13 protein-coding genes are annotated in these 13,242 nt (G+C 64.6%); 5 read left to right on the forward strand and 8 right to left on the reverse strand.

The features are described from left to right. Positions 1 to 2: 2 nt before the first annotated feature. From EP376_RS13200 to EP376_RS13220, 5 genes are all read left to right on the forward strand, one after another. Positions 3 to 998, forward strand: coding sequence for a glycoside hydrolase family protein (locus tag EP376_RS13200; RefSeq protein WP_127656070.1), 996 nt, complete (start codon positions 3 to 5; stop codon positions 996 to 998). A gap of 3 nt (positions 999 to 1,001) precedes the next feature. Further along, entirely contained in the window at positions 1,002 to 2,066 is a 1,065-nt protein-coding gene (locus EP376_RS13205) for an ABC transporter ATP-binding protein (protein ID WP_127656071.1), read from the forward strand. Further along, a complete protein-coding gene (locus EP376_RS13210) occupies positions 2,063 to 3,127 on the forward strand; it encodes an NAD(P)-dependent oxidoreductase (RefSeq protein ID WP_127656072.1) in 1,065 nt (354 codons plus the stop codon). Before EP376_RS13205 ends, EP376_RS13210 begins: the two co-directional genes overlap by 4 nt. A 78-nt stretch (positions 3,128 to 3,205) precedes the next feature. Then, on the forward strand, positions 3,206 to 4,660 hold the full coding sequence (locus EP376_RS13215; RefSeq protein ID WP_127656073.1) for a hypothetical protein: 1,455 nt from the start codon (positions 3,206 to 3,208) through the stop codon (positions 4,658 to 4,660). Between the two features lie 7 nt (positions 4,661 to 4,667). Continuing rightward, positions 4,668 to 5,402: a hypothetical protein gene (locus EP376_RS13220; protein ID WP_127656074.1), complete on the forward strand. Its 735-nt coding sequence runs from the start codon at positions 4,668 to 4,670 to the stop codon at positions 5,400 to 5,402. A gap of 2 nt (positions 5,403 to 5,404) precedes the next feature. On the opposite strand, the gene EP376_RS13225 is transcribed toward EP376_RS13220, so the two are convergent. From EP376_RS13225 to EP376_RS13260, 8 genes are all read right to left on the reverse strand, one after another. Then, entirely contained in the window at positions 5,405 to 5,635 is a 231-nt protein-coding gene (locus EP376_RS13225) for a formate dehydrogenase subunit delta (RefSeq protein ID WP_127656075.1), read from the reverse strand. Then, a complete protein-coding gene (gene fdhD / locus EP376_RS13230; protein WP_338068404.1) occupies positions 5,625 to 6,359 on the reverse strand; it encodes a formate dehydrogenase accessory sulfurtransferase FdhD in 735 nt (244 codons plus the stop codon). Before fdhD ends, EP376_RS13225 begins: the two co-directional genes overlap by 11 nt. Positions 6,360 to 6,436: 77 nt before the next feature. Beyond that, positions 6,437 to 9,319 carry a formate dehydrogenase subunit alpha gene (fdhF, locus tag EP376_RS13235; RefSeq protein ID WP_127656077.1) on the reverse strand — a complete coding sequence of 961 codons (2,883 nt, stop codon included), beginning with the start codon at positions 9,317 to 9,319 and terminating at the stop codon, positions 6,437 to 6,439. Then, positions 9,316 to 9,531: a DUF4287 domain-containing protein gene (locus EP376_RS13240; RefSeq protein ID WP_127656078.1), complete on the reverse strand. Its 216-nt coding sequence runs from the start codon at positions 9,529 to 9,531 to the stop codon at positions 9,316 to 9,318. Before EP376_RS13240 ends, fdhF begins: the two co-directional genes overlap by 4 nt. Continuing rightward, positions 9,528 to 11,048, reverse strand: coding sequence for an NADH-ubiquinone oxidoreductase-F iron-sulfur binding region domain-containing protein (locus EP376_RS13245; protein WP_127656079.1), 1,521 nt, complete (start codon positions 11,046 to 11,048; stop codon positions 9,528 to 9,530). The genes EP376_RS13240 and EP376_RS13245 overlap by 4 nt, the downstream gene beginning before the upstream one ends. Further along, the gene (locus EP376_RS13250) at positions 11,045 to 11,524 is read right to left on the reverse strand and encodes a formate dehydrogenase subunit gamma (protein WP_127656080.1); all 480 of its coding nucleotides are present in this window, start codon (positions 11,522 to 11,524) and stop codon (positions 11,045 to 11,047) included. Before EP376_RS13250 ends, EP376_RS13245 begins: the two co-directional genes overlap by 4 nt. A gap of 93 nt (positions 11,525 to 11,617) precedes the next feature. Beyond that, positions 11,618 to 12,502: a LysR family transcriptional regulator gene (locus EP376_RS13255; protein WP_127656081.1), complete on the reverse strand. Its 885-nt coding sequence runs from the start codon at positions 12,500 to 12,502 to the stop codon at positions 11,618 to 11,620. A 43-nt stretch (positions 12,503 to 12,545) separates the two neighbouring features. Continuing rightward, positions 12,546 to 13,121 carry a hemerythrin domain-containing protein gene (locus EP376_RS13260; RefSeq protein ID WP_127656082.1) on the reverse strand — a complete coding sequence of 192 codons (576 nt, stop codon included), beginning with the start codon at positions 13,119 to 13,121 and terminating at the stop codon, positions 12,546 to 12,548. Positions 13,122 to 13,242 lie beyond the last annotated feature (121 nt).

The raw sequence follows: 13,242 nt of genomic DNA on the forward strand, positions 1-13,242 counted from the left end.
CAATGGTTCTCTCTCTCGAAAAACAATGGATCTGGGACAGCTGGTATGCCCATGACGGCGAGAAATGGCATGGCTATTTCCTCAAGGCCGACAAGTCCCTGATCAACCCCGACCTGCGCCATTTCAACGTCAGCCAGGGCCATGCCGTCTCGGATGACCTGATCAATTGGGAACATCTGGGCACCTGCCTGGCACCGTCCGAGGGCGAAGCCTGGGATGATTTCACCACCTGGACCGGCTCGGTCGTTCAGGATGACGATGGCATGTGGCACCTGTTCTATACCGGCGCGCGCAAGTCCGAAGAGGGCCTGTATCAGCGGGTCGGCCATGCGACCGCCGCGGACATGCACAATTGGGAACGGGTGGGCGACGGGTTCTGCCTCGATCTGGTCGGGCCCAATGCGCAGCATTACGAGGCCGATCACGCCAAGGGTTTCTGGCACGATCGTGCCATGCGCGACCCGTGGGTCATGCGCGATCCCGACGGCGACGGCTGGCTGATGTACTTCACCGGGCGGGCCGATGGCATCGAGGAGCCGAATGCAGGCGGCGCGATCGGGTTCGCCACTTCGCCCGATCTCGACAACTGGACGCTTCAGCCCCCGGTCTTTACCGGCGGCTTCGGCCAGCTCGAAGTTCCTCAGGTCTTCGAGGTGGGCGGGCGCTGGTATTGCCTGTTCTGCACCGCGGCCGAGCATTTCTCGAAGGAGCGGGCGGAAGCCACGCCCGGCGGCCCCGTGACCGGGACGCATTACCTGATCGGTGACAGTCCGCGTGGTCCTTGGCGCGTTGCGCCCGGCTCGTTCCTTGACGGGGCCCTGCCTTGCCGGCGCTACGCCGCGCGGATCGTCCAGACGGACGAGGGTCTGCGCATCATGGGCTTTGCCGATCGCGGCGAGGACGATCATTTCATTGGCCACGTCATGGACCCCGAACCCGTCGTCATCGAAGAGGACGGGCTGTTGCGGGTTGAACCGAAACGACAGGCAGCGGAGTAGGGCATGGCCGATCTCAGACTGAAGGGTCTCCGCAAGAGCTATGGCTCGGCAGAAGTCATCCGCGGCGTCGATATCGACATCGAGGATGGCGAGTTCGTCGTCTTCGTCGGGCCCTCGGGCTGCGGGAAATCCACGCTTCTGCGGATGATCGCCGGGTTGGAGGACATCACCTCCGGCACGCTCGAGATCGGGGGCAAGCGGGTCAACGACGCCCAGCCCAAGGAGCGCGGCGTGGCGATGGTGTTCCAGTCCTATGCCATCTTTCCGCACATGTCGGTGCGCGAGAACATGGCCTTTGGCCTGACGATCGCCGGGGCCAGCAAGGCCGAGAAGGAACAGAAGGTGGCCGAGGCCGCACGCATCCTTCAGATGGAACATCTGCTGGATCGGCGGCCCAGCCAGCTGTCGGGCGGGCAACGCCAGCGTGTCGCCATCGGGCGCGCCATCACGCGCAATCCGTCCGTCTTCCTGTTTGACGAACCCCTGTCGAACCTCGACGCTGCGCTGCGCATGGATATGCGGATGGAAATCGGAAAGCTGCACAGCCAGCTGGATACGACGATGATCTACGTCACCCACGATCAAGTCGAGGCGATGACCCTTGCAGACAAGATCGTAGTGCTCAAGGATGGCGAGGTCATGCAGATCGGATCGCCGATGGAATTGTATCACAATCCGGCCAACCTGTTCGTCGCGGGCTTTCTTGGCGCGCCGTCGATGAATTTCCTGCAGGTCGATGTCCTCGACGTGCAGGGCGAAGAGGCCAAGGTCTCGAACCCGTCGCTTGAACCGATCGTCGTCAAGACTGCCGGACGGCCGATCGAGGCCGGGCACAAGGCCACGCTGGGCGTCAGACCACAGCACCTGCGCGTCAGCGAAACGGGTCAGCTGCACGGAAATGTCACGCTTGCCGAACGGCTTGGCAGCGAAACCGTGGCCGACCTGCGGCTTGATGACGGATCCAAGCTGATCGCGGCCTTTGCCGAAGACAAGATCCTCGACGTCGGTCAGCGCCTGTCGCTGGATTTCGATTCGGACGCGGCGCATCTTTTCCCGGTGGACGGATGAGCAAACCCGCGGTCATTCTGGATGTGCATTGGCGCGGGATGACCGAGCTTTTCTCTGCGGCGGACCGTGCGCGCCTGAACGACGCGTTCGACGTGGTCTGGGGGCGCGACGAGAAGATGCCCGACGAAGTGCTCGAGCAGAACATCGGCCGTGCCTTCGCGCATGTCACGACGACCCCAGAAGTCGATGCCGGCTACCTCGCACGGGCACCCGAACTTCGCGTCGTCGCCGAGGTGTCCGGCGCCTTTCCAGATACGATCGACTACGCCGCCTGCGAGGCCCGCGGCATCGAGGTGCTGTCCTGTGCACCCGGCTTTCGCCAGTCGGTCGCCGAGATGGCCGTCGCGATGGCGCTGTCGGCCGGGCGCGGGCTGGTGGCCGAACACGAGCTGTTCCGCCGGGGAGAAGAGTTCTGGCTCGACGACCGCGCGGGCCGCGATTTCACCATGTATGGCCAGCGGATCGGCTATCTGGGCTTCGGCTCCATCGCGCGGGAAACCCAACGTCTTCTGGCGCCCTTTGCGCCCGAGGTCCTGATCCATGATCCGTGGCTTCCCGATGCGGTGGCAGAAGAGGCAGGTGCCGCCAAGGTCAGCCTCGAGACGCTCTTTTCCGAAGCGCGCTGCCTGTTCGTCTGCGCCGCACCCACCCGCGAAAACGAGGGTCTGGTCGATGCGCGCCTGATTGCACTTATGCAACCCGGATCGCTGCTTATCGTGATCAGCAGGGCACATCTGGTGAACTTTCCCGATCTGGTGGCCGCCCTCGAGGCAGGCCATATCCGTGCCGCGATCGACGTCTTCCCCTCCGAGCCGGTGGGGCAGGACGATCCCATCCGTGCCTTGCCCGGCGTGATCCTGTCGCCGCATCGCGCGGCCGCCGTTGCAGGCGGTCGGCAATTGATCGGCCGGATGCTGGTCGATGATCTTCTGTCGATGGCGGCGGGCGGTGAACCTTCGCGGCTGCAACGGGCCCGCGGTGCGAATATCGCCCAGCTTGCCGGTGTCGGGGATGCCTCTCAGGTCACCAAGATGGCTTCTGCCCGCGACACGGGGTCCTAGGTCCCGGATCGCCTTGACGCGGGGTCGCCGGCCAACGGATAGTCTTCGCTCAACAGGCGGGGTCTTGAGGGGGTGAACATGTCAATTCGTGCGATCAGTGGGGCGGTTCTGGTCATTGCGTCAAGCACCGGAATGGCAGCGGCCCAGACGCCTCCGGGCTTTGAATTGCGCACGAATGTCGAGGCGTTCGACTCGCAGGATTCGACGATCCAGGGCCTGCACGGGATCACGGTTCTCTGGGATTTCGGCAATAATATCTACGCGGGCCAATCCTTCTATTCCGCGGCCTTCGGCGATGCGGGTGGCGCTTTTTTCTGGGGGTTCGAGGGGGCGACGCGCGTTCCGGTCACCGAACGCGTGTCGCTCAGCTTTCAGGGGTTCCTCGGCGGTGGCGGCGGCGCGGGCGAGGTGCCGGGCGACGGGCTAATGTCCCGGCTATATGCGGGCGCCAGCTACAGGGTGACCGAGCAATTCGCCCTCGATCTCGGAGCGAGCCACGTGCGCATCCTCGGCTCGCCGGTCGATACGCTGTCCTACGGGTTGGGTGTGACCTACCGGCCCGGCGGCTGGAGCGAGACCGGCCCGCTGGCCGGCAGCAACGTGGTCGACCGCCTGTCTGCCGTGCGGCCTTCGGTGCGCAGCTTCATCGTCGATGACGGTCGGCGCGCCCGCAATGGAAGCCCGCAGGAAAACGTGACCCTTGCCGGTGCCGAAATCGCCTTTGCCGTCAATTCCGCGAGCGAGCTGTTCGTGAACGCCGATGGCGCGGTGGCCGGGGATGGCGAAGGATACATGAACGTCCTTGGCGGCTATCGCCTCTTTGCCGATCTGGGCGCTGTGCGGCCCTATGCCGATGCCAGCATCGGCTTTGGCGGTGGCGGTGACATCGATACGGGTGCGGGTCTGCTTCTGTCGGCGGGTGTCGGCGCGGCACTTGCGATCAGCCCCAGTTTCGAGATCATGGCCGGTGTTCAGCGGGTTCAGGCAACCGACGGCGATTTCGGTGCCTGGTCGCCCTATCTGCGCGGATCGGTCAATCTGGGTGGATCGCCTGATCAGGACCGCGACGGTAGCCGAACATGGCGGCTCGCCTATTCCACCGCGATCACCCACCAGTTCGCCAATGACGATTTCCGCAAGCCCGGCGATCTGCGCGATGCCTCGCCCACGCTGAACGCGACCGCCATCGACGTCTACCTTGCAGGTGACCTCTATTTCACCGGAGAGGCGCAGACGGTCATGTATGGCGATGCCGGGGGCTATGCCCTCGGGATCCTCGGGGCGGGCTACAAGTTCGATCTGGCCGAGCGTTGGGACCTGTCGATCGAGGCACTGGTCGGCGCGGCCGGCGGCGGCGGGGTCGCCACCAACGGTGGCCTGATCGCGGGCGCACGGGCCGAGGTCGACTACGCCCTGACCGACAGCTTCCTGTTGTCGGGCGGCATCGGCTATCTGCAAACCATCGAAGGCGGCGGCATGGCTCCTGTCACGATCCACGCCGGGATCAAGATCCCCTTCGAACTGGGCGGCTAGGCGAAACATGATCATCCTGACATATGGCCAGCCGAAATCAGCAAGCACCTATCTTGCCGAACTGGCGCGCCGGGCCTGTGCGATCGCCGGATCAAACCAGAACGACCTACGTGCCAGCCACCTTGCCGGAAGGCCCGGCGTGTCAGGCGGATTCTGGGCCGGAGGTCTGAACGGACTAGCCAAGGTCGCAGCTGACCTTGCCCCGGAGGATCGACTGGCCATCAAGACCCACTCTCCCCCGCCCCGCGACCTCTCGGAGCTGGTCGCGCAGGGGCAATTGAGAATACTGATTTCCTACCGTCATCCGGGCGATGCAGCGCTTTCGATGTTCGAAGCAGGTGAGGCGATTCGCGCAGAGGGGGGCGATCGTCAGCCAGCGTTTGCCAGCCTGACGACCCACCGGGCCGCGATCGATGCGGCGGTCGCTCATGTTCGGAACACGCTGTTGCCGTGGCTGCGTTCAGGGCAGGGTGATGCGTTCCCGTTCGACGTCCTGGTGAATGAGCCCGACAAGGTCTTGTCGCAGATTGCCGCGGCGGTGGGTATCGGTGTCGATGCACTGATGGCTGATCGGGCGATCAGAAATCTCGTCTCGGGTCGAAAGCGGGTCTACAATTTCAATACCGGCCAAAGCGGGCGGTATCGTGACGCGTTCTCCGCCGAGGATATCGCCTATCTGACTGACCAGATCGGTCCGTTCATCGACTTCTGCGAGGATAGACTGCCGCGTGAGGCGCTCTGACGTCAGGCGTCCTGCATTCGGGCAAGTCTTTCGGCGGCACGATGGGCCGTCTCTGACAACCCACCGCCGCCTTGTTCCACAAGAGTTGCAAGCTGCGCGCGCATCCTCGGATCCCAGAACTCCACAAGGTGCCGGGCGGTGGCGTCGACCGCGTCCTTGCCGGGCTGGGTATCGAAAAAGCCTGCGATCTGGTTCGCCATGCGCACCAGTTTCGCATCGGTGTCAGAGGACATGATCGCTCTCCTTGATCCTGTGGGCATGTGAGAACACGGCAATCCCGCCCCGGCCCCGGCTGACCAGCGTCATGCCTGCCGCTTCCGCCACGCGCACCGCATGGGCGGTCGGGGCAGAGACTGCGCAGACCAGACCCGCACCCGCCATCGCGGCCTTCTGCACCATCTCGAGCGACAGGCGTGAGGTCAGAACGATTGCGCCTGTCGCGGGGTCGATGCCATCGCGCGCCATCGCGCCGATCAGCTTGTCGAGCGCGTTGTGCCGCCCCACATCCTCGCGGGCCATCACGATGCCCGACCCGGGCACATAGAACCCCGCGCCATGAACGGCATGGGTCTCGTCGTGCAACGGCTGCCAGTCGCGCAGCTCATCCAGCGCGAGGGCCACGTCGGTTTCGGAAAGCGCGATGCCGCCGGCGACGGTGGGCACCTTGCGCCCGGCCTCTTCCAGGCTGTCGATCCCGCAGAGCCCGCAGCCGACCGGCCCCACCATCGCGCGCCGCCGCGCATTCAACGCCGCGATCCGCGCCTCGGGCAGCCACATCCGGGCCTCGATGCCGGCCTCGTGTTCGATGACCTCGACTTCGCCGAGGTCTTCGATCGACGCCACGCCTTCGCTCAGGGCGAAGCCCCATGCGAAATCCTCGAGGTCCGTGGGCGTGGCCATCATCACCGCGAAGGTGGAGCCGTTATGGACGAGTGCGACCGGAACCTCTTCGGGCAAGGCGCGATCCTGCACCATTCCTGACGGCGATGCCGCCCTGACCCGGCGCGATGGCGCGGATATGACGCCCGGCGCTCTCATTCCGCGGCCGGAATGATGCGGCGCGACCGGGCGGCCTGATCGGAATATTCCTCCTGCCAGCGGGTCGGCCCGTTCGACAGGCCGATCTGCACCGCCGTCACCTTGTATTCCGGGCAATTGGTGGCCCAGTCGGAATAATCCGTGGTGATGACGTTGGCCTGCGTGTCGGGATGGTGGAACGTGGTGTAGACCACGCCGGGAGAGACGCGGTCGGTGATCTCGGCCCGCAGGCTCGTCTCGCCGGTGCGGGAGGCGAGCTTCACCCAGTCGCCCTGCTTGATGCCGCGGTTCTCGGCGTCCTGCGGATGGATTTCCAGCACGTCTTCTTCATGCCAGACGACATTGGCTGTCCGCCGCGTCTGCGCCCCGACGTTGTACTGGCTGAGGATCCGCCCCGTCGTCAGTAGAAGCGGGAAGCGCGGGCCCGTCCTTTCATCCGTGGGGATGTATTCCGTCACGATGAACTGACCCTTGCCACGGACAAAGCCGTCCACATGCATGATGGGGGAGCCGTCGGGATGGGCCTCGTTGCAGGGCCATTGCACCGATCCGCGCTCTTCCAGCAATTCGTAGGACACGTTGGCGAAAGACGGTGTCGTGGCCGCGATCTCGTCCATCACCTGGGACGGGTGGGTATAGGTCCAGCCCGCACCCATGGCATTGGCCAGAAGCATGGTTACTTCCCAGTCCGCATAGCCATTGCGCGGCTGCATCACCTTGCGCACCCGGTTGATCCGGCGTTCGGCATTGGTGAACGTCCCGTCCTTTTCGAGGAAGGTCGAGCCCGGCAGGAACACATGGGCGTAATTCGCGGTCTCGTTCAGGAACAGGTCATGGACGATCACGCAATCCATCGCGGCAAGACCCGCGGCCACGTGATGCGTGTCGGGGTCGGATTGCAGGATATCCTCGCCCTGGACGTAAATCCCCTTGAACGTGCCATCGACCGCACCGTCGAGCATGTTGGGAATGCGCAGCCCCGGCTCGCTGTCGAGTGTCACGCCCCACAAGTCGTCGAAGATCGCCCGCGTGGCATCGTCCGAAACATGCCGATAGCCGGGCAATTCATGCGGGAACGACCCCATGTCGCACGAGCCCTGAACGTTGTTCTGGCCGCGCAGAGGGTTCACCCCCACGCCGGGGCGGCCGATATTGCCGGTCATCATCGCGAGGTTCGCGATCGACATCACGGTGGTGGAGCCCTGTGAATGCTCCGTCACGCCCAGCCCGTAATGGATCGCGCCGTTTCCGCCGGTGGCGAAGAGCCGCGCCGCGCCCCTGACCTCATCGGCGGGAACGCCGGTCAGCATCTCGGTCGCTTCGGGGCTGTGCCGGGGGTCCGAGATGAAGGTCGCGTAATCCTGGAATTCGTCCCAGTCGCAGCGGTCACGGATAAAGGCCTCGTCGAACAGACCTTCGGTCACGACCACATGGGCAATGGCCGACATGACGGCCACGTTGGTGCCGGGGCGCAGGGGCAGGTGATGGGCCGCCTTGATATGAGGCGATTTCACAAGGTCGATCCGGCGCGGGTCGATCACGATCAGCTTGGCGCCAGCCCGCAGCCGTTTCTTCAGGCGCGAGGCGAAGACCGGGTGACCGTCGGTCGGGTTGGCGCCGATCACGATGACGACGTCGGTCTGCTCGACGGAGTCGAAATCCTGCGTGCCCGCGCTGGTGCCGAACGTCGTCTTGAGCCCGTATCCGGTGGGCGAATGGCAGACCCGGGCGCAGGTGTCGGTGTTGTTGTTGCCAAAGACCGCGCGGATCATCTTCTGAACGAGGAAGGTTTCCTCGTTAGTGCAGCGGCTCGAGGTGATCCCGCCGATGGCGCGCTTGCCGTACTTGGCCTGAATGTCTTGCAGGCGGCCCGCGGCGAAGCCGATTGCCTCGTCCCAGCTGACTTCGCGCCATGGCTGATCGATGCTGTCGCGGATCATCGGGTTGAGGATGCGGTCGCGGTGCGAGGCATAACCCCAGGCAAAGCGGCCCTTCACGCAGGAATGGCCGCGATTGGCCTTGCCGTGCTTGTAGGGCGTCATCCGCACGACCGTGTCGCCCCGCATCTCGGCCTTGAACGAACAGCCCACCCCGCAATAGGCGCAGGTGGTGATGACCGAACGTTCGGGCGTGCCCAGTTCGATCACGCTCTTTTCCTGCAAGGTTGCCGTGGGGCAGGCCTGAACGCAGGCCCCGCAGGAGACGCAGTCGGAGGCCAGCGCATCGTCCGACCGCGCGCCAAAGGACACCCGGCTGTCAAAGCCCGACCCTTCGATCGTAAGGGCAAAGGTGCCCTGCACCTCTTCGCAGGCCCGCACGCAACGCGAACAGACGATGCATTTGGCCGGGTCATAGGTGAAATAGGGGTTCGATTCATCCTTCGGGACGTAGCGCGGATTGGCCTCGCCGTTCTGGCGCACGGCGAAATGGTTCTCGGTGCCTTCGTAGCGCACGTCGCGCAGGCCGACGGCGCCCGCCATGTCCTGCAATTCGCAATCACCGTTCGCGGCGCAGGTCAGGCAATCGAGCGGATGGTCGGAGATATAAAGTTCCATCACCCCTTTGCGGATCTTGCGCACCTTGTCGGAATGAGTGTGTACCACCATCCCGGGGCTAACAGGCGTCGTGCAGGAGGCGGGCGTGCCGCGTCGGCCCTCGATCTCGACCACGCAGAGCCGGCAGGAGCCGAAGGCCTCGACATTATCGGTCGCACAGAGCTTGGGCACCTCGATGCCGGCCAGAGCCGAGGCCCGCATGACGCTCGTCCCCTCGGGCACCGTCACCTCGAAACCATCGATGGTGAGCGTGACCGGCGGGCCTGCCTTTGCGGGCGTGCCCAGGTCGCGGTCATCGGTCCAGGGAATGATGAAATCCTTCATGATGCCCTCTCAGCTTTCGCCTTGTGATAGGCGACCAATGCGTTCGCATGTCCGTGTCCCAGCCCGTGTTCGGACTTGAGCCAGTTGACGATGTCCATGTGCTTCATCCCGGTTTGCCCCGAGATCAGCGTCAGCCAATGATCGACCGGCTGCCCATATGTCTTTTCGATCGACGGGAAATAGGAGGCGGGGCCCTTCACCTTTTCGGTCATTCGGCGGCCTCCCGCGCGAGAGTGAAATCCTCGGGCGCAAGGCGGAGCGCACTCAGGACGGGATAGGGCGTGAACCCGCCCAAGGCACAAAGAGAGCCGTCCTTCATCGTCTCGCACAGGTCCTCCAGCAACGGCACCGCTGTGGCATCGCCCGCGACGATCCGGTCGATCGTCTCGACGCCGCGCACGGCGCCGATCCGACAGGGCGTGCACTTGCCGCAGCTCTCGACCGCGCAGAATTCCATCGCGAAGCGTGCGAGCCGCGACATGTCGGCGGTTTCGTCGAAGACGGTGATCCCGGCATGGCCGATCAGACCGCCCGCGCCATCGAATTCCTCGTAACCGAAGGGCGTGTCGAATTGCTCGGGCCCGAAATAGGCCCCCAGAGGTCCGCCCACCTGCACGGCCTTCACCGGCTGGCCCGAGGCTGTTCCCCCGCCGATCCCGTTGATGATTTCACCCAATGTGGTGCCAAAGGCGGTCTCGTAGAGGCCACCGAATTTCACATTTCCTGCAATCTGCAACGGGATCGTGCCCCGCGACCGGCCAAGCCCGAAATCGCGGTAATGGGCGGCGCCCTTCTCGAAGATCACGGGCACCGTGGCGAGGCTGATCACGTTGTTCACAACCGTGGGCCGCCCAAGGAACCCTTCCAGCGCGGGCAGGGGCGGTTTCGCGCGCACAACCCCGCGTTTGCCCTCCAGCGAATTCAGAAGCGAGGTTTCCTCGCCGCAGACATAGGCGCCCGCGCCCACGCGGATTTCCATGTCGAAGGCCTTGTCCGACCCAAGCAGGCTTGCGCCAAGAAGGCCCGTCTCCCGCGCGATGCGCACGGCTTTGTTCATGACCGCGATCGCGTCCGGGTATTCCGAACGCAGGTAGACATAGCCTCTCGTCGCGCCCACGCCGATGCCGGCAATCGCCATGCCCTCAATCAGGCAGAACGGGTCGCCCTCCATGATCATGCGATCTGCGAAGGTGCCGCTGTCGCCCTCGTCGGCGTTGCAGACGATGTATTTCTGCGCGGCCTCGGCCCCCAGAACGGTGTTCCACTTGATGCCCGTCGGGAACCCCGCGCCGCCACGCCCGCGCAGGCCGCTTTCGGTGACTTCGGCGACGATTTCGGCGCCGGTCATGCCAAGCGCGCGGCGCAGGCCCGCAAGCCCGCCATGGGCCTCGTAATCGGGAAGGTCCAGCGGGTCGATCACGCCCACACGCTGAAAGGTCAGCCGGGTCTGGTTGGCAAGGAAGGGGATGTCCTCGACCGGCCCCAACGCCTTGGGATGTCTCTCATCGAACAGGCCCGTCACATCGGCGGCGGTCATCGGGCCGAAACCGTGGCGGACGCCGTCGATCTCGATCTCGACCAGCGGCTCGAGCCAGATCATGCCCCGGCTGCCATTGCGGATCAGCGTGATCTCGTGGCCCTGCGCGGCGGCCATCGCCTCGATTGCACGGGCTACGGCATCGGCGCCAAGCGCGCGGGCAGCGGCATCGCGGGGGACATAGACCTTCATGCCCCGGCCTCCACCAGCAGGTCTTCCAGCCGGCCCGCATCGACCCGGCCCACGACCCGGTCGTCGACCATCGCCGCCGGACCGCAGGCGCAAAGGCCAAGGCAGTAGACAGGTTCGAGCGTCACGGCACCATTGCCGGTCGTGCCATGCCAATCCACGCCAAGTCGGGCCTTGGCGGTCTCGGCCAGCGCGGTGGCGCCCATGGCCTGGCAGGCCTCGGCACGGCAGATTTTCAGAATGTGCCGGCCCGCCGGTTCGGTGCGGAAATCGTGGTAGAACGAGATCACGCCATGCACCTCGGCCCGGCTGATGTTCAGCGCCTCGGCAATCGGCGCAATCACCGCCTCGGACAGGGAGCCGAGTTCATCCTGAACGGCGTGCAAAATCGGCAGGAGCGGACCTTCGAGATGCGCATGATCCGCGCAAATCTCAGAAATCCGGTCGGCGAGGCCAGCCTCGGGGTCGAGTGCGCGCATGAGGCGTCTCCGGCAGAGTGATCACGACATCACCCTATGCGCCATGCATCGACAATCAATATCGAGATACCGTTATTCGATAGGATAAATCTATCAAACCTCGGCGCTGCGCTGGGCTTCCCGGATCAGGGCGGCCAGCACCGGCGTATGAGGCTCGCGATAGGGGGCGATCAGGCCGACCTGATGGCTCCAGTCGGGACGGCGGATCGGGATCGCCACCAGCGCATCGGCGCGCACGAAGGTTTCGGCCATGCGGTCGGGCAGGATCGTGGCCAGTCCGCCGAACAGGATGTGGCTGACAAGAACGATCGTCGAATTGCTCTCGACTGTCGGATTGACCTCGATCCCCGCCTCCGACAGGTGATCGGAGATGATCCGCCGGTTCTGCATGTCGGGCGTCAGAAGGCAAAGCGGAACGTCGCCAAGCTCCTTCCATCCTACGCTATCCCGCCCGGCGAGCGGCGAATCCGTGCGCACAAGGAGAACGTATCGTTCGGCATAAAGCGGCACCGTCACAACGCGGCCCAGCGGCTCGTTGTCCATGTAGGTGAGGCCCGCGTCGATCCTGAGATCCTCGAGCATCTCGAGGATGCGGTTCGACGGCTCGGACAGAAGCGTCAGCCGGACATTGGGGTTCTTCTCGATGAAAGTGTTGGTCAGCCGGCTTGCCGTGTTCAGCGCCGTGGGGATCGCGGCGATCCGCAGGTTGCCGGACAGGCCCTGCTTGGCCGCGCGCATTTCCTCGCGCATGGTGCGCGCGTCGCCCACGATCTGGCGGGCCCATTCCAGTACGCGTTTGCCTTCGGGCGTCAGCCCCTGGAACCGCGATCCGCGCAGGACGAGCATCACGCCCAGCTGATCCTCAAGCTGACGGATCGCCGCCGACAGGGTCGGCTGCGTGACGCCGCATTCCTCGGCGGCCTTGCCGAAATGGCGGGTCCGGGCAAGGGCAAGGAACATCTCAAGCTTGTCGATCATGGCCCGACCTTGCCCTCAAACGCGCGCCTTGGCCATCGGTGCATCAGGAAAAGAGCGCGGGTCCGTGCCTGAGCAGAACCGGCGCGACAAGTTCTTCCTCGTCCTCGAGATGACGATCCAGCAGCCGGGCCATCGACGTCATCTCTTCGGAGAGCCGCCCCGTCGTGTCGCGGAACACGATGGGATCGCCGCTGTTCTGAAGGACGGCATTCGCGCGTTCCACGAATCGGTTCAGCGTCGCGTCGATGGCGTGATGGTCGGTATCGAGGATTTCGAATCCCCTCGCGAAATCGGGCTCCGCCCGGGCGAGGACAGGGAAATAATGGTGATCCTCGATCTGATGGTGGCCATGAAGCTCGTTGACGAACATCCCCCCGAACCGGCCCAGCCGGTTGGCATAGTCCCGCTGATCCATGCGCGCGTCGATCAGCGCCTGTGCGTCGCCTTGCAGCATGTCCATCAGCTTCCGGAACATCATGTGCCGTTCCAGCCAGAAGCTGACCAATTGATCGAAGTTCGGATGTGTCTGCCAGCTATCGCGCGGAATCTGCTCGACAAGGGCCCTGAGCGCATCGGGCAGTCGGTCGCGCGTGTCGAGGGCGAGTGTCTCGTCGGTCATGGGGTGATCCTTTGCTCTGGCAATCCCGCGTCAGGTGGCTCGATCTAGCAGACAGGTTTTCGGTGTCCACCGACGGGCGGGCCGGGGCCGGCGTGTCCCGCCCTGTGGCCGCGCGCGGAAT

This window comes from Alexandriicola marinus, assembly GCF_004000435.1.
GTDB classification, from domain to species: domain Bacteria; phylum Pseudomonadota; class Alphaproteobacteria; order Rhodobacterales; family Rhodobacteraceae; genus Alexandriicola; species Alexandriicola marinus.

Excerpts from the sequence above, each read along its gene's own strand:
- EP376_RS13200 (WP_127656070.1), top strand. The coding sequence starts at position 3 with ATGGTTCTCTCTCTCGAAAAACAATGGATCTGGGACAGCTGGTATGCC.
- EP376_RS13205 (WP_127656071.1), top strand. The coding sequence starts at position 1,002 with ATGGCCGATCTCAGACTGAAGGGTCTCCGCAAGAGCTATGGCTCGGCA.
- EP376_RS13210 (WP_127656072.1), top strand. The coding sequence starts at position 2,063 with ATGAGCAAACCCGCGGTCATTCTGGATGTGCATTGGCGCGGGATGACC.
- EP376_RS13215 (WP_127656073.1), top strand. The coding sequence starts at position 3,206 with ATGTCAATTCGTGCGATCAGTGGGGCGGTTCTGGTCATTGCGTCAAGC.
- EP376_RS13220 (WP_127656074.1), top strand. The coding sequence starts at position 4,668 with ATGATCATCCTGACATATGGCCAGCCGAAATCAGCAAGCACCTATCTT.
- EP376_RS13225 (WP_127656075.1), bottom strand. The coding sequence starts at position 5,635 with ATGTCCTCTGACACCGATGCGAAACTGGTGCGCATGGCGAACCAGATC.
- fdhF (WP_127656077.1), bottom strand. The coding sequence starts at position 9,319 with ATGAAGGATTTCATCATTCCCTGGACCGATGACCGCGACCTGGGCACG.
- EP376_RS13240 (WP_127656078.1), bottom strand. The coding sequence starts at position 9,531 with ATGACCGAAAAGGTGAAGGGCCCCGCCTCCTATTTCCCGTCGATCGAA.
- EP376_RS13245 (WP_127656079.1), bottom strand. The coding sequence starts at position 11,048 with ATGAAGGTCTATGTCCCCCGCGATGCCGCTGCCCGCGCGCTTGGCGCC.
- EP376_RS13250 (WP_127656080.1), bottom strand. The coding sequence starts at position 11,524 with ATGCGCGCACTCGACCCCGAGGCTGGCCTCGCCGACCGGATTTCTGAG.
- EP376_RS13255 (WP_127656081.1), bottom strand. The coding sequence starts at position 12,502 with ATGATCGACAAGCTTGAGATGTTCCTTGCCCTTGCCCGGACCCGCCAT.
- EP376_RS13260 (WP_127656082.1), bottom strand. The coding sequence starts at position 13,121 with ATGACCGACGAGACACTCGCCCTCGACACGCGCGACCGACTGCCCGAT.